Below are 14,952 nucleotides of genomic sequence, written 5' to 3'. Positions count from 1 at the left end.
GAAGGTGAGATAGCCCCAAGATCAGGTCCGTAATTAACTGTGGTCGATGAACAGGAACCGGTTTCTCTGTATCGCTGGCTTCTGGAAAACAGCCTGTAACCGCAAGCCTTGTTTCTTGGTCGCTCTGCCAAATCTGTCGCTCTGTCTGGCGGAATAGTCGTATTTAGCTTTCGCAATTTTTGATTATTGCTGATCATCAGGGTGAATTTGATGTATTCTTGCTGAATGTGCTGGGAATTGACCAGGAGGACGACCCAAACAAAGCGCTTATACAAAATTAGAAGCGACTAGGGAGGAATTTGATGATATACTATAGGCTAAAGGCGGTCAGGGGCTGTCGGATAATGATAGCTGCGCTGTTTTCTACTCTCTCTTTGAGTAATGCGATGGCGCAAAGTAACTCTGAGAGCGAAACCACAATCCCAGAGCCCGGGCCGTCCATCACCTTCACATCCTGGACCGGCCCTTACATGCGAAGTCAGATGCTTGGGTTTGTGCGCCCTTATGAGCAAGCCAAAAACGCCGATGTGCATGTTGCACATTACAATGGTGGCATCTCGGAAATCCGCGATCAGGTCGAAAGCGCAAATGTGATTTGGGATGTGGTCGACCTTACGCAAGCAGATTCACTGCGCGCCTGCGAAGAGGGCTTGCTGGAAAACATATCTGACATAGAACTGCCTGATGGCGTCGATGGTACACCATTTCGCGAGGATTTTGTCGAAGGTGCCCTGAATGATTGTGGCGTAGGAGTCATCGTATGGGGCACCGCATATGCGTATAACAATTCTCAATTCGCAGAAACGCCTCCATCAACCATTTCGGATTTCTTCGACACAGAAACCTATCCTGGGCCACGTGCCATCCGAAATGATCCGACAGTGATCATGGAATGGGCCCTTATGGCCGACGGCGTAGCCCGCGATGATGTGTATCCAACGCTCGAAACCGAAGAAGGTGTTGAGCGCGCGCTGAAAAAGATGGACGACATAAAAACCGGCCTGCAAATCTGGGAAACCGGGCGCGAACCCGTACGCCTGTTGAACTCTGGCGACATTGCTATGTCATCGATTTGGGCCACTACCGGTGCAACGGCCGCCCAGGAAGATGGTTCCGATTTTACGGTCAACATGGACGGCCGTGTGATTGAGCTGGATCTGTTCGGCATTCCAAAAGGAAGCCAGAATAAAGAAGAAGCTATTGATTTTATTCGTTTTGCTAGCAGCTCAAATTCGCTGGCCGATATGGTCGGGCACCTGCCAAATGGTCCAACCCGAAAATCTTCGATGACACTCCTGTCAGACGACGTTTTGGAGCGCATCCCGAACGGTCCGGCGTATGAAGACAATCTTTACATTCTGTCGGACGCCGAGTGGTGGGCCACCAACCACGGGCGCCTGGAAGAGGCGTTCCAGTCCTGGCTCGCAACCTCCGCCCGTCAGGGCGCTGCGGGTTCAACACGGTAAGCCGAAACAACAGGTCTAAGAGGTGCAAAATGAGTGATCAATCAACACAGAAACCTGACAATCTTGTAGCAAAGAGCGGCTTGTTCAAAGGTATGAATCCGACGATGGGTATCGCTTCGATGGTGATGATATTGGGGTTTGTGTTCTTCACGATCCGTGATGTTGAAGCTTCAAGTGCGATCTTTGCGACAGGTAAAAACTTCATCATCGGTAGCCTGGACTGGTTCTATGTACTGGTCGTTAACGCGGCACTGTTTTTTGTAATATGGCTTATGATCAGCCGGTTCGGACACGTGAAGCTGGGCAAGGATGATGACGAGCCTGATTTTTCAACGTTTTCATGGATTTGCATGCTGTTTAGTGCGGGCTTGGGATCTGGTCTGATCTATTGGGGCGTTGCAGAGCCGATGTTCCATATCCAAGGCAGCCCATTCCTTGAACGGGCGGGAATTGAACCAGGTTCGGTTGACGCCGCGGTTTCTGCAGTAACGATCACGAATTTCCACTGGGGTTTCCACGGTTGGGCCCTTTATGTGCTGGTTGGCCTCTGCCTTGCATATTTCTCGTACCGCCATGGGCTTCCTCTGACTTTGCGCACCGCTCTTTATCCTGTGCTGAAGGAACGGATCTATGGTCCTTGGGGTCATCTCGTCGATCTGATTGGCGTATTTGGTACAATCTTTGGCCTCGCAACCTCATTGGGGTTGGGCGTCACACCAATCGCCGCCGGTCTTGAGGATCTTGGCTGGATGGCAAACACCCAGACAAATCAGTTGATCCTCGTCGCAATCATCACCTGTCTTGGCACGGCTTCTGCTGCATCGGGTGTTGGCAAAGGCGTGCGTATCTTGTCTGAAGCCAACGTTATGGCAAGTGTTGGCCTGCTGCTCCTGTTCATCATTCTGGGACCAACGGCATTCCTGTTGGGCATAACCATATCCGGATTTGGAGATTACCTCTGGACGGTGATACCCATGGGTTTCTGGATCAACGGTGAGCCCGAAAACCAATGGCAGAGCTGGTGGACGATCTTTTACTGGGGCTGGTGGATCGCATGGTGCCCGTTTGTTGGACTGTTCATTGCGCGGGTATCAAAGGGGCGGACGATCAAGCAATTCTGCTATTGCGTTCTTCTTATTCCAACCTCAGTCGTGATGCTCTGGATGGGTGTCTTTGGTGGCGCAGCAGCCGGTGTTGATCTGTTCTACGACGCAGGTGTCGTCGAGGCGGTCAACAATGACTACGCCGCTGGCGTATTCCAAACGGTCAAAGGATTTGGCTACACATGGTTGGTGTACCCGATCACGGTGTTGATTACGGTTCTGCTGATTTCGTGGTTTGTCACGTCTTCTGACTCGGGGACACTGGTGATGTGCACAATGCTGTCGATGGGTGACGAGCATCCGCCAATCAAGTTCCGTGTGTTTTGGGGTATTACCGCAGGCGTTGTTGCCGGTGTCCTAATGCTGGCCGGTGGGTTGAGCGCGCTACAGACAGCGTCCATCGTCGCAGGGCTACCAATCGCTGTGATCTTGTTATTCATGATCTATGGTATTGTCTCGTCGCTTCACGCTGAGCATCCAGTGCCCGATGTTGAGGATAAGTACGAAATGGAGTTCCTCAACAGATAGGCAGCCATTGTGGTTCAATTTGTCGAGAGGCAGTTACATCTGCCTCTCGACAATTACAGACATGGGTTTCGACCTGTCCGCGAAGCTTTCCTCGTTCTGATGTGAAGTTTGCCAAACTTTCTTAGAGCAAACGAATACGAAAGAACCTCTGCCGAATGGTTTCCACCAGCATCTCTGCTACCCGCGTGGTACAGAAACTGGATAGGCTTGTCCGGCTCTCTAAGGTGAGCCTCTCACACAATCGCGACCCGTGAACCAAAGGTACATTGTGGGGGATAGTCCGATCCTGGTCGTGATGGTGCGGTTTCTTTCGCCCATGCCTTCCATTGTCCCTTAAAGGTAATGCCCAGAGCCAAGAACCCAGGTTCGGAATGGAATGCAGGCTAAGTCTTCCGCCGTTTCGGGACAGAATCGCCACCTTTTGTAGATTTGGCCGCTGCGACTCGCGCTCGGTTCTTCTTGCTGCTTGACTTACCTTTGGGTGGAGGTGGACCCTTTGACGCTGTTCGGGCAGATTTGATGTCGCCGCCTTTGGCTTCAGATTTACCGCCCTTACGTGCCTTTGGCTTTGCACCAACCGATTTGAACAAGGCATCTGCCTCGTCTTTCGAAGCACGCTGGCGTTCTACTTTGGCTGATTTGACGGCCCTTGTGGGACGTTCTGCAGGGCTGGAAGGTGCCCGGCCCTCGGATTCAGGCTTGCGACGTCCATAAGTTGCAGTGCTGCTCCGTTCGGTCGGAGTCGTATCTCGTTTGCTCGTAATCGGTTTGCCTCTTTGCTTTCCGATGGGCTTGGTCCGGCCAGTTTCAGCAAAGTCCGGTGCCGCGTCCAGACGCACGAGATTCTTGACCTTTTCGATCTTCATCTCGGGCCCAACGGCTGTCAGAAACCCTTCGACGCTGGGCTCACGTATCTCGAAATAGGTCACATCATCGGCAATCCTGATGGCCCCAATGTCATCCTTCGTCAGATTGCCTGACTTGCAGATCATCGGCAGCATATAACGCGGCGACGCATTTTGATTGCGCCCCTCGGACAGCGAAAACCAGACGCTGGGGCCAAAGGCCGCGCGCGGTTTCTGGCTTTGCTGATCGACCGTCGACAACTCTTCTGGCGCGGAATGACGCAGCTTGTACTGCCGCAGGTAAGCTGCTGCAATCTGCTCAGGGGCAAAGCTTTCTACCATTTTCTGAACTGCTGCGCGTTCACTTTCCGTGATCTCTGCTTGCCAGTCATCCGATGCGAACATCCTCACCTGATCGCGTTCGGTCACCTCTTCGGCTGACGGGGCTGTCCCCCAATCGGCGGTCAGCTTGGCGAATTTCAGAATACGTTCCGCCTTTTTCCGCGACGCGGGTGCAACCACTAGTGCGCTAACGCCCTTGCGTCCGGCCCGGCCTGTTCGACCCGAGCGGTGCAGCAGTGTTTCATGGCTGTTTGGCAGTTCCGCATGGACCACCAAATCAAGGTTAGGCAAATCAATACCGCGGGCGGCAACATCCGTTGCCACACAGACCCTGGCACGCCCATCGCGCATGGCCTGCAAAGCGTTCGAGCGTTCGCTCTGGGTCAATTCTCCGGATAGGGCGACGACCGAAAAGCCCCGGTTTGACAGGCGCGCTGTCAGACGTGACACCATCGCGCGGGTATTGCAGAACACGATGGCGTTCGGCGCCTCATAATAGCGCAACACATTGATAATTGCATTCTCGCCGTCGCGCGGGCCGACCAACATAGCACGATAATCGATATCGGCGTGCTGCGTCTTTTCGCTGACGGTGCTCACACGTTCTGCATCGCGCTGATACCGTGTCGCCAGATTGGCAATCGCACGTGGGACAGTGGCAGAAAACAGCAAAGTCTGACGGTCTGATGGTGTTTCATCCAGAATGAATTCCAGATCCTCTCGGAACCCGAGATCCAACATCTCGTCGGCCTCATCAAGAACCACGGCGCGAATGGCCGTCAGGTCGATCGAGCCCCGCATGATATGATCCCGCAGCCGTCCCGGAGTAGCTACAACAATATGCGCGCCACGCGCCAACGCGCGACGTTCATCCCGAATATCCATGCCTCCCACGCAGGACGCCAGAAACGCGCCCGCATCGGCGAACAACCAGCTCAGTTCACGCTTGACCTGCAGCGCCAGTTCCCTTGTTGGTGCTACAACAAGTGCCAGCGGTGCGCCCGAGGTTTCGAAAGTCTCAGCGTCACCCAGAAGTCGCGGCGCAATCGCCAGACCGAATCCGATGGTTTTACCCGATCCGGTTTGGGCCGAAACCAGCATATCCTTCCCCTCCAGTTCGGGCCGGGTTACAGCCTGCTGAACTTGGGTTAAGGTGTCATAGCCCTTGCGAGCCAGCGCATTTGCAATGGTTTGTTTCACAGCGGTGGTTCTTTTCATCGGTCAGGAGATGGGATTGTGCGGTATTGCAATCAATGCATCATCCATGGGTAAAGACAGCCCCTTAACGAGTGTCTTGACTATTGTATAGCCACGAACCGGGGCAGATGCGCTGAAAATCCCGTATCCTGCCCATACTGCTCCCTTTCAGTAGCGGCTTGAGACCCTCGCCGCTTTCGGTTCAATTTGTTGAGACGCGGCAGAAGCGCAGGCTTGGAATAATCAAAACAGGCGTTTTTCTGTAGAGCTTTCAACCGTCTGTAAACCAGCTGTCCCTGTCGGGCTGGCGGTCAACGTGACTACTCCTTCGGGAAATCTACTACAAGCAGTCGGATTCGATAGCTTCTACGACCACGTTTTCTTCGAATTTAGGGCATGACGTTGAGCCAATGGCGCGGTCCCTCTTGCGTCTATGCAGACGCCAGCCGTTTCATTGCGCTCATGAGAGGCATAGCTCGCACACCTCCCTGCCCCGGCACTTCCTTGTCGTTGGCATAGACAAGGATGCGCTCTGAGACGTCCAATTCTTCTGTCGCGATGTGAAACCCACGCGTGACCTTCGCTGATGTCGTCCGCTTGATCTCTATGGCCCAGAGGCCGCCGCGGGGAAGTTTCAACATCAAATCCACCTCAGCCCCTGCTGAAGAGCGATAGAAGCTTGCTTCTGTTCCGCGCGGTGCCGCGGCGATCAGGTTTTCGATGCAGAACCCTTCCCAACTGCCGCCGACAACCGGATGCCCAAGCAGGTCTTCCGGTGTTTCGATCCCAAGAAGTGCATGGGCCAGCCCGGAATCGCGAATATAAACCTTGGGAGATTTGACCAAACGTTTTCCGGCATTGGAATGCCATGGCTGCAAACGGCGCACCAGCATCAGGTCGACCAGCAAATCAAGATAGCGCGCAACGCTCTGGCCCGATACGCCAAGGTTTCCCGCGAGTTTTGCCGCGTTGAGTAGCCCGCCCTGTTCATGGGCAAGCATCGTCCAAAACCGGCGCAGTGTTTCCGCTGGAATGCGCAACCCAAAAGCCGGAACATCGCGTTCCAGATAAGTGCGGATGAAATCCTCGCGCCATGCCAGGCTGGTTTTGTCGTTCTTGGCAAGGAAGCTATCTGGAAACCCACCCCGCAACCACAGCGCAGAGATCGAGTCCACTCCGGTTTCCGACAAGATGAAAGGCGTCAGCTCGTGATAGCTGACCCGGCCAGCCAAGGATTCTGCGCTTTGGTGCAGAAGCGTGTTCGAGGCCGACCCCAGCAGCAGGAATTGCCCAGTCCGATACCCTTGTCTTCGTCGTCGGTCAATCTGACCGCGTAATGCCTTAAACAGGCCCGGCATAAGCTGAACTTCATCGATCACCACCAGGCGCCCAACCTGCTCGTCGAGATAGAGGTCTGGCTCTTCGAGCACCTGGCGATCAGCAGATCTCTCCATATCAAGATAGACAGCGTCACGGCTTTCAGCGATATCCTGCGCGAGAGTTGTCTTCCCAACTTGCCGCGGCCCAAGCAGGACTACGCCCGCCTGGTTCTCGAGAGAGTCTTCGACTGACTTTCTATCACCGCGCTTGATCATACCTTGCATTTATTCCATTTGATGGAAGATTTACAAGGATAAAATTCCAAATTACTGTCCAGTGAAACCCTATCGTCTCGGCCCTTCACCCCAAAACCATGACACGCAAGTCTGGACCTTAGGTCGAGCATAATCGTGGAAAGCTGCGTCCCATTTGATCAAGAGAAAATTTAACCTGAGTACGTTCTTCTTTCTTAACTAAAAAATTCGAAGAGTCCTCTTTGCGTCCCTCAATTTCATTTCCATTGCCCTGAAGGGCGAAGCCAACTAGGTACTTGCCGCGCACAAACCCCTAAGAATCTGCGAAAAATCAAATCGCAGAAAGGACCAGGATCATGACCATACCGGCAATCAAAAACGCTGACACAGGCACGCTGGCTGGCTCGGGAATGCATATTCTGGTCGATCATTACGGCAGCCTATACCTAACCGACGTTATGCGCATCGAAGAGGCACTGACCCGCGCGGCGCGGGAGGCTGGCGCAACGATACTGTCGGGCAAGTTCCACAAATTTGGCGGGCATGGCGGTGTGACCGGAGTGTTGTTGCTGGCAGAATCCCATATCTCGATCCACACTTGGCCGGAAAATGATTATGCCGCCATCGACATCTTCATGTGTGGCACAACGCAACCGGACAAAGCGGTCGCATATCTTGAGAAGCACCTGCGCCCTGCCCGAGTTGAAATTACGCGCGTCAACCGCGGTTTACCGGAACCAGTAGTCCCAACCGTCTAAGTAGTATCCCATCAATGCGTGCGATTGCAGTGTATTAGGTTCGGCATCGACCCGGTCGGTATCACCGCCAAAAATCTGTGCCGCGCGCCAAACATCATCGTCGAGATAGCTCAACCCATCCGGCAGTTCGATTCTACGGTCGGTCAATGGTTCAAATGTAGCCAGAACAAACCCCCATTCGCCGAAGCTCGGCACGTAGCTGTGATAGGGAACCGCCTGCAGTCTCCGTCCGGGCCTTTGCGGATTGCGGCTGCTCTCGATCGTTTCGGCCACCGACCAAAAGGCCTGCCGAGCAAAGAACGGTGATCCGGCCTGGGTGACAAAGACCCCCTGCCCGCTTAGCCGTTCGGCCAGCAAGCCGTAGAATTGCTTGGTGTATAGTCTGGACAAGGCGATGGATTTGGGGTCTGGCAGATCAATGATCACCACGTCGTAAATCTGGGTTTCCCACTCCAGAAATCTCCAGGCATCTTCGTTGACAACCGTCACGCGCGGGTCGCTGAGAGCATTGTCGTTCAGCTTGGACAGATCTGGATGGTCGCGAAACAACTGCGTCACACGCGGATCAAGATCCACCAGCGTCACAGACTGCACCTCGGGATAGCGCAGCACCTCGCGCGCGGCCATGCCGTCTCCACCCCCCAGGATCAGAATGTCACGCGCGCGCGGCGCAAGGGCCATGGCTGGATGCACCAGTGGCTCGTGATAGCGGTGTTCGTCAAGGGAATCGAACTGGATCGAATGATCCAGAAACAGGCGCACCCGGTCGCGGTACCGGGTGACGGTGATCTGCTGATACGACGTGGCCTCGGACAGGATTACATCATCTTCGAACAGTTCGGCCTCGGCGACCGAGACCAGCCGTTCGGACTGCCACAGTGCGCCCAGCGTTGCCACAAAGGCCACCGCCCAAACCGCAACCTGGACCCGCGTAGCCCATTCCCGAAACACCAGCAGAGACAGGCCAGCCACGGCAAGGTTTAGACCACCAAAAGCCAGACTCGCGGACATCAGCCCCAGATACGGGATCACCAATAGTGGAAAAGCCAATGAGGCGACCAGCGCTCCGATGTAGTCGACGCTCAGCACGTTCTCAAATCGGAACTTCAGCGCCCCGATCTGTTCAAGCACACGGGCAATTAATGGGATCTCCATCCCGGACAGGATGCCAATGGCAATCAAAGCGCCGTAAAGCGGCAAGGCCACCTGCCCCAACCACGCATAATTCAGAAACAGCACCGGCGCCAAAAAACCGCCAACGATGCCCAGAAGGATCTGCGCCCAGACAAAACCGGAAAACGCATCCGAGACAAAACGCGACAGCCAAGCACCTACTCCCATCGCCGACAGAAAGATGCCAATTACCAGTGAAAACTGGCGGACGGAATCCCCCAGCAAATAACTGGACAAGGTGGCGGCAATCAGCTCGTAGATCAGCCCGGCGACGGCCACCAGAAAGGTGGCCAGCAACAACCACGCGGCGCGCGCCTCAACCGCGCGGGGCTGGGTCATGACAGGATGACGGCCGCGATGATGATGGACACCGCTACAAACAGCAGCCCAATCAGGATCGCCAGCGCGATGTTTTGATCCTTTTCGATTTCGTGGACGACCGAGAAGGGTGTCATCCAGTCGATCACCTTCCACACGACCCACATCAGCGTCACACCCAGAAGGGTGTAAAAGATTGTGCTGATGATTTCTGCAATCTGAATTGCTGCTATATAATCCATTGATCCCTCACTATTTTATCCGATTTGACCGATAGTACCCGCCGCCACCGCTGCCGACCCGAACCGAAGTGTCCAAGTCACGGCTTTCGGCCCAATACCCATGCCACGAGACATAACCCGTGGCGGCCACGGCCAGGGTTGAAATGACGATGAAAATGATCCTGAAAGCTGTCACTTTAATCCTCATCTACCCAATCAGTTCCCGACCACCGGGCGCGTTGATGCAACCATTTGCGCCCGAACTGAAACAGGAACAGCGCTCCAAAAACCCCGGCCAGCGCGAATGACCAAAGACCACTGGACAGTCCGGTTATAACTCTGACTTGCAACTGGCTGAACGGCTGCCCCGGTACATGGCCTACGCCCGACCCGTTCCAAAGCCCCTGCTCTGGCACGTCCAGTGCCAATGTGTAGTCACCCGTGCGATCTGGCCGAAACGTCAGGCTCGCAAATTTGCTGCCTTCACGCCATGTGCCGTCCGAGTCGCGGCCGGTGTAATATTCGATCGTCCGACCCGCCTGGAACACCGGCTCTCCGTCCGGATCAAGCAGCTCGATGTCCAGATAGATCCAACTGTTTTCAACATTGCCCGAAAAGGAAACCTTCGTCAGTTGGCTATTGGCTTCAAGCGGGATTGTGATCTCGGCCGGGAAGTCGCCACGTTTTAGCGCCTGACGCTCTATCGCCCTCTCTCCTGATCGTTGAGAGAAGGAGACCGCCATCACAAGACAGAGGATCGTAAACACGAATGATACGACCAGCAGAAATCTATAGTTTGGGCCCTCGATGAAAGGTTGCAGCGGATGCACCCGATGTGGGTTCAGGTTCAATGAAACCCCAAAAGCTGCTTCGGCCTGCTGTTTCGAAACATAGAACGAGCGATAGGTCTCGCGTTCGGACCCAGTGGTCGAAAACCCCAGCATCGCCGTATCAGACATCGCTGAAATCGTCGTTGTCTTTTCGCCCAGTGAAGGCGTCCAGGTGAATTCGCCCTCGACATAGGTGACCGCGCTTGTGGTGGTCTCGTAATACACAAAGCGCCCATCCTCGGTCGTCACAGAGGGAGGAGATTCCGCTGTCTCAACCCACCGCTCCGACATCCAGGCCGATCCGCGATAGCGTTTGGAAAACACCAGATGCCCCGCCTCAAGCGTTAGCCAGGCATAGCCGTGAGTTGGCGAATAGAGCTGATGGTCTATCCATTGATAGACCCGTCCGCCCCAGCGTTCGGCATGCTCGATCAGACCGATTATGGTGAACTCAGCACCATACAACGACCCACTCATCCCAATCGAAAGCGGAGTTTCCGGGCGTTTCTGATCCTTGAACTGGCGTAGAGTCCGGTAGTTGTTCTGTGCATCCAGTTCGGCCCCGCAATAGGAACAGATCTGCACGATCACCCTGCCCCCGCCCAGCACATCCAGACCGGCGCCGCAGCAAGTGCAGTTGATCGAAAGAAGACTTGGATTTCGGGTCATGACTGCCGCTGAACCTTCACATCAAATGCGTCATACCACCGACCGTAGAACCAGATCGCATGACCCGGCCAGAATTCGCCGGACAACAGAGCCTCGTCTCCGGCGGATGCGTTCACGAATTCATGGCTTTCCCCGACCGTTAGCACCTCATCGAATTGTCCGCGCAGGGCGATGCATTCGGCATGTTCAACTTCGGTAACCGTGAATGTGGCCGCGTCGAAATCCAGCGTTTCGCCCAGCTTGAACGGAGGCATGAATTTCGGCGTGTCCTTTTCGGTCAAGCGTTTCTGCCGAACGACATCTCCCTCATCGAGCGATATCCAGCAGGTGCGGCCATCACCATCGACACCGCAGAACTCATCCCAGAACCCCCGCCCGTAGGAATAGCGCGCATGACCAAGAATCAATGTCGACGTTCGACCCAGTTGCACTTGATCGCCTATCCCGAACAAAAGCGGTGCATCGTGCATCTCACCCTGCTGGCCCGCCGATTGAACCTGGACATCATTGATCATCAACGTCGTACCGCAGGACGCACAGGTGGCAACCTTTATCCCTTTCAGCGCAATCGGGGTTTGCGCACCGCAGATTGGACAGTTCAAAGTCTTCATGCTTTCAAGTCGCGCAAAGAAAATGAAAGTTCAAGCCGTTATTGGTTCTGGAGAATACACGTCCGGTGCCGCCTCGCCCTTGTTGCCAGAATTCAAACAGAACCACTTAGGTGGAACTGAACACGCTGGCGGTTCTGTTAGAGGTGCCGTCAGCCCCAGCAATCATCTGAGTTAGTCGTGAAATAGGATTTCAGCTGCGTCTTTGCTTATGGTTGTGCCCTTCCTGCCCGCAACGATATCCGCCAGATCGGCCAGTGCGCCGATGGCTGCGGATTTGCCGGTAAGCCGCGCAAACTGGGCGGCGGCCTCGACCTTTGGGCCCATCGAACCGGCGGCGAAATTGAACTTGGCCATGGCATCTGGTGAGGAGGCTTTTATGCCACGCTGAGTATCGGTACCCCAGTCCAGATAGGCACAATCAGCATCCGTTGCCGAAATGAACAGATCGGCGCCGACCTCTCGGGCCAGCAGCTCTGAGGCCAGATCCTTGTCGATCACCGCTTCTATCCCCTCCAGATAACCCGGAGAAGTATAGGCCGTGGGAATGCCACCGCCACCGGCACAGATCACCACGGTTTGCCGTTCCAGCAGCCATTTAATCGGCCTGATTTGAAAAATCCGTTTCGGCAGCGGAGAGGCAACAACCCGTCGCCATTTGTCACCATCCGCACCAATTTGCCAGCCCTTGTCGGTGGCCAATCGTTCAGCCTCGGGTTTGTCATATACCGGACCGATGAATTTTGTGGGGTCGTCAAAGGCGGGATCCTTGGCATCGACCTCAATCATGGTCAGCAGCGTGGCCAGAGGCGTCTCGGGCGGCAGACGGTTGCCCAACTCCTGCTCGATCATGTACCCGATCATGCCCTCGGTTTCCGCCCCAAGCACGTCCAGCGGATAGGCCTCATCCGGTTTATAGGCGTTGCCCTGTAGGGCCAGTAATCCCACCTGAGGGCCATTCCCGTGGGTCACAATCAACTCGTTCCCCTCGGCAATGGTGGCCAGCGCCTGAGCGGCGATGGCCGTGTTTTCACGCTGGTTCTCGGCGGTCAGGGCCTGACCGCGCCGCAGCAGCGCATTGCCCCCTAGGGCGACGACGATCCGCATGGCTCAGGCCCCCAATGTGGCGACCAGAACGGCCTTGATTGTGTGCATTCGGTTTTCGGCCTGTTCGAACTGAATACCGGCGGGGCTTTCGAATACCTCTTCGGTGACCTCCATTTCGGTGATGCCGAATTTCTCGTGGATGTCTTCGCCCACTTTAGTCTCGGTATTGTGAAAGGCGGGCAGGCAATGCATGAATTTGACGTTTGGATTGTTTGCCGCTGCCATTAACGCGCTGTTGACCTGATAGGGGGTCAGCTGCTTGATCCGGCTGTCCCAGACCTCGGGTGCTTCGCCCATCGAGACCCAGACATCGGTGTGGATGAAATCCACGCCATCCACGGCGGCCGCAGGATCATCGGTGATGGTCAGCGTCGCGCCGTAACGCGCGGCGGCTTCTTCTGCCGGACCGCGGAATTCGTCGGACGGCCACAGATCACGTGGGGCGGCGATGCGGACGTCCATCCCCATCATGCAGCCCGCGATCATCAGCGAATGGCCCATATTGGACCGCCCGTCGCCCACATAGGCGTATTTGATGTCATGCAGGGGCTTTTCACCATATTCCTGCATGGTCAGCAGATCGGCCAGCATCTGGGTCGGGTGGAACTCATCGGTCAGCCCGTTATAGACCGGCACGCCCGCATTGGCGGCCAGTGTTTCCGCCAGTTCCTGCCCAAAACCGCGATATTCAATGCCGTCGAACATGCGGCCCAGCACGCGGGCAGTGTCCTTCATGCTTTCCTTATGCCCGATCTGTGACCCCGAGGGCCCAAGATAGGTGACACCGGCACCCTGATCCATCGCGGCCACTTCAAAGGCGCACATGGTCCGGGTCGAGGATTTCTCGAAGATCAGGCAGATGTTCTTGCCTTTTAGATGCTGGATTTCAGACCCCGCATATTTTGCGCGCTTCAGATCGCGCGACAGGTCCAGCAGATAACGCAGCTCACGCTGGTCGAAATCGAGCAGTTTCAGAAAGCTGCGGCCTTTGATGTTAAATGCCATTGGTCAATCTCCTTTTTTCAGTAATCGGGTTCAATAATCAACGGGGTCACGCCAGATCGGGCAGGTCATGCAATGCCCGCCGCCGCGTCCGCGCCCCAGTTCCGAGCCCGAGATCGTGATCACTTCGACCCCCGCCTTGCGCAGCAGCGTGTTGGTATAGGTGTTGCGGTCATAGGCGACGACCACGCCGGGCTCTAACGCCACCACGTTGTTGCCGTCGTCCCATTGCTCGCGTTCCTGATTAAATGCGTCTCCGCCGGTCTGCACGATGTTCAGAGATTTGATCCCCAGACATTCGGCGGCCACATCGAACAGATGTTTGTCATCGCGCCGGAAGTCGATCGTGTCCTCTTTGTTTCCGGGGCGCAGGCTGATGCACTGGATGTCGTTACAGACATCAACATAGGCAGTCGCGGTCTCACGGTCGCAATGGCTGAACACTGTATCCAGATGCATAGCCGCGCGGCTGCGGGGCATCTGACAGGCAACAACCCTCTCCGCCGCGCCTTTGGCAAACAGAGCGCGGGCGACCTGACCAACCGCCTGCGGACTGGTCCGTTCGCCCATGCCGATCAACACACTGCCATTGCCCCAAGGCATGACATCACCGCCTTCGACCGTGGCCGCGCCGTGATCCTTGTCTGGGTCACCCCACCAGATCTCGAAATCTGCGTCGCGGAACTCGGGGTGGAACTTGTAGATCGCGGTCACCAACAGGGTTTCGGGGCGCCGCGCCGGCCAGTACATCGGGTTGACCGTCACGCCGCCATAGATCCAGCAACTGTTGTCACGAGTGAACTGCGTATTTGGAATCGGTGGAATCACAAAGCCCAATGGCCCCAGATAGCTGCCGAACATACCTGAGGGTTTGAACGGCATATCTTCGACCGCGATGCCGCCGATCAGATATCTGGCCAGATCCTTGGCCGCCATCTCATCCAACCAGCCGCGCAGCTCATTCAGCATACCGACGCCCACCTGATTTTCGGTAATGCGGCGGTCCAGAACCCAATTACGGGCTCCCTTGTCCTTCAGCGTTTCTGCAAGCAGCGTCTGGAATTCTAAAACCTGAACCCCGCGATCCTCCATCTTCATGCGGAAATCGGCATGGTCAGAGCGGGCTTTGTGCACCCAAAGGACATCGTCATAAAGCAACTCTGCCGCATTGCCGGGGGTCAGGCGGGAATGGGCCAGACCCGGTTCGCAGA

The 14,952-nt window shown here is 55.5% G+C and carries 13 protein-coding genes; 3 read left to right on the top strand and 10 right to left on the bottom strand.

The features are described 5' to 3' along the window. Positions 1-386: 386 nt before the first annotated feature. The gene (locus AC2FLB_RS18675) at positions 387-1,466 is read left to right on the top strand and encodes an extracellular solute-binding protein (protein ID WP_185956670.1); all 1,080 of its coding nucleotides are present in this window, start codon (positions 387-389) and stop codon (positions 1,464-1,466) included. 29 nt (positions 1,467-1,495) lie between these two features. Further along, positions 1,496-3,097, top strand: coding sequence for a BCCT family transporter (locus AC2FLB_RS18670; RefSeq protein WP_496698393.1), 1,602 nt, complete (start codon positions 1,496-1,498; stop codon positions 3,095-3,097). Between the two features lie 383 nt (positions 3,098-3,480). Here the strand turns inward: AC2FLB_RS18670 and AC2FLB_RS18665 are convergent, their stop codons facing one another. Next, positions 3,481-5,502, bottom strand: coding sequence for a DEAD/DEAH box helicase (locus tag AC2FLB_RS18665; RefSeq protein ID WP_496709842.1), 2,022 nt, complete (start codon positions 5,500-5,502; stop codon positions 3,481-3,483). 410 nt (positions 5,503-5,912) lie between these two features. Further along, a complete protein-coding gene (locus AC2FLB_RS18660; protein ID WP_496709840.1) occupies positions 5,913-7,076 on the bottom strand; it encodes an ATP-binding protein in 1,164 nt (387 codons plus the stop codon). A 335-nt stretch (positions 7,077-7,411) separates the two neighbouring features. Between AC2FLB_RS18660 and speD the strand changes: the two genes are divergently transcribed. Continuing rightward, positions 7,412-7,813, top strand: a complete 402-nt coding sequence (speD, locus tag AC2FLB_RS18655; RefSeq protein ID WP_281995110.1) for an adenosylmethionine decarboxylase — start codon at positions 7,412-7,414, stop codon at positions 7,811-7,813. Here speD and AC2FLB_RS18650 read toward each other — a convergent pair. From AC2FLB_RS18650 to AC2FLB_RS18615, 8 genes are all read right to left on the bottom strand, one after another. After that, a complete protein-coding gene (locus AC2FLB_RS18650; RefSeq protein WP_496709839.1) occupies positions 7,784-9,325 on the bottom strand; it encodes a polyamine aminopropyltransferase in 1,542 nt (513 codons plus the stop codon). The genes speD and AC2FLB_RS18650 overlap by 30 nt on opposite strands. Continuing rightward, complete coding sequence (locus tag AC2FLB_RS18645; protein ID WP_142636390.1) at positions 9,322-9,546, bottom strand: DUF350 domain-containing protein; 225 nt, start codon at positions 9,544-9,546, stop codon at positions 9,322-9,324. Before AC2FLB_RS18645 ends, AC2FLB_RS18650 begins: the two co-directional genes overlap by 4 nt. Before the next feature lie 10 nt (positions 9,547-9,556). Continuing rightward, on the bottom strand, positions 9,557-9,721 hold the full coding sequence (locus tag AC2FLB_RS18640) for a hypothetical protein (protein WP_496689284.1): 165 nt from the start codon (positions 9,719-9,721) through the stop codon (positions 9,557-9,559). Position 9,722: 1 nt separating this feature from the next. Further along, on the bottom strand, positions 9,723-11,024 hold the full coding sequence (locus AC2FLB_RS18635; protein ID WP_496709838.1) for a DUF4178 domain-containing protein: 1,302 nt from the start codon (positions 11,022-11,024) through the stop codon (positions 9,723-9,725). Next, on the bottom strand, positions 11,021-11,635 hold the full coding sequence (locus AC2FLB_RS18630) for a DUF4178 domain-containing protein (protein WP_496709837.1): 615 nt from the start codon (positions 11,633-11,635) through the stop codon (positions 11,021-11,023). Before AC2FLB_RS18630 ends, AC2FLB_RS18635 begins: the two co-directional genes overlap by 4 nt. Positions 11,636-11,806: 171 nt before the next feature. Next, positions 11,807-12,739, bottom strand: coding sequence for a carbamate kinase (arcC, locus tag AC2FLB_RS18625; RefSeq protein ID WP_496709836.1), 933 nt, complete (start codon positions 12,737-12,739; stop codon positions 11,807-11,809). A gap of 3 nt (positions 12,740-12,742) precedes the next feature. Further along, positions 12,743-13,744, bottom strand: a complete 1,002-nt coding sequence (argF, locus tag AC2FLB_RS18620) for an ornithine carbamoyltransferase (RefSeq protein ID WP_142636395.1) — start codon at positions 13,742-13,744, stop codon at positions 12,743-12,745. A gap of 30 nt (positions 13,745-13,774) precedes the next feature. Next, positions 13,775-14,952, bottom strand: a 1,178-nt coding sequence (locus AC2FLB_RS18615; RefSeq protein ID WP_496709835.1) for an arginine deiminase, incomplete at its 5' end; no start/stop codon positions are given.

The sequence above is a fragment of the Ruegeria sp. CDSA236 genome (assembly GCF_059611285.1).
The sequence above is the reverse complement of the archived record's forward strand: the minus strand, read 5'-3'. Positions and strand labels throughout refer to the sequence as shown.

What these genes read in the sequence shown, in the direction of transcription:
- AC2FLB_RS18675 (WP_185956670.1), top strand. Translation starts at nt 387, where the DNA reads ATGGCGCAAAGTAACTCTGAGAGCGAAACCACAATCCCAGAGCCCGGG.
- AC2FLB_RS18670 (WP_496698393.1), top strand. Translation starts at nt 1,496, where the DNA reads ATGAGTGATCAATCAACACAGAAACCTGACAATCTTGTAGCAAAGAGC.
- AC2FLB_RS18665 (WP_496709842.1), bottom strand. Translation starts at nt 5,502, where the DNA reads ATGAAAAGAACCACCGCTGTGAAACAAACCATTGCAAATGCGCTGGCT.
- AC2FLB_RS18660 (WP_496709840.1), bottom strand. Translation starts at nt 7,076, where the DNA reads ATGATCAAGCGCGGTGATAGAAAGTCAGTCGAAGACTCTCTCGAGAAC.
- speD (WP_281995110.1), top strand. Translation starts at nt 7,412, where the DNA reads ATGACCATACCGGCAATCAAAAACGCTGACACAGGCACGCTGGCTGGC.
- AC2FLB_RS18650 (WP_496709839.1), bottom strand. Translation starts at nt 9,325, where the DNA reads ATGACCCAGCCCCGCGCGGTTGAGGCGCGCGCCGCGTGGTTGTTGCTG.
- AC2FLB_RS18645 (WP_142636390.1), bottom strand. Translation starts at nt 9,546, where the DNA reads ATGGATTATATAGCAGCAATTCAGATTGCAGAAATCATCAGCACAATC.
- AC2FLB_RS18635 (WP_496709838.1), bottom strand. Translation starts at nt 11,024, where the DNA reads ATGACCCGAAATCCAAGTCTTCTTTCGATCAACTGCACTTGCTGCGGC.
- AC2FLB_RS18630 (WP_496709837.1), bottom strand. Translation starts at nt 11,635, where the DNA reads ATGAAGACTTTGAACTGTCCAATCTGCGGTGCGCAAACCCCGATTGCG.
- arcC (WP_496709836.1), bottom strand. Translation starts at nt 12,739, where the DNA reads ATGCGGATCGTCGTCGCCCTAGGGGGCAATGCGCTGCTGCGGCGCGGT.
- argF (WP_142636395.1), bottom strand. Translation starts at nt 13,744, where the DNA reads ATGGCATTTAACATCAAAGGCCGCAGCTTTCTGAAACTGCTCGATTTC.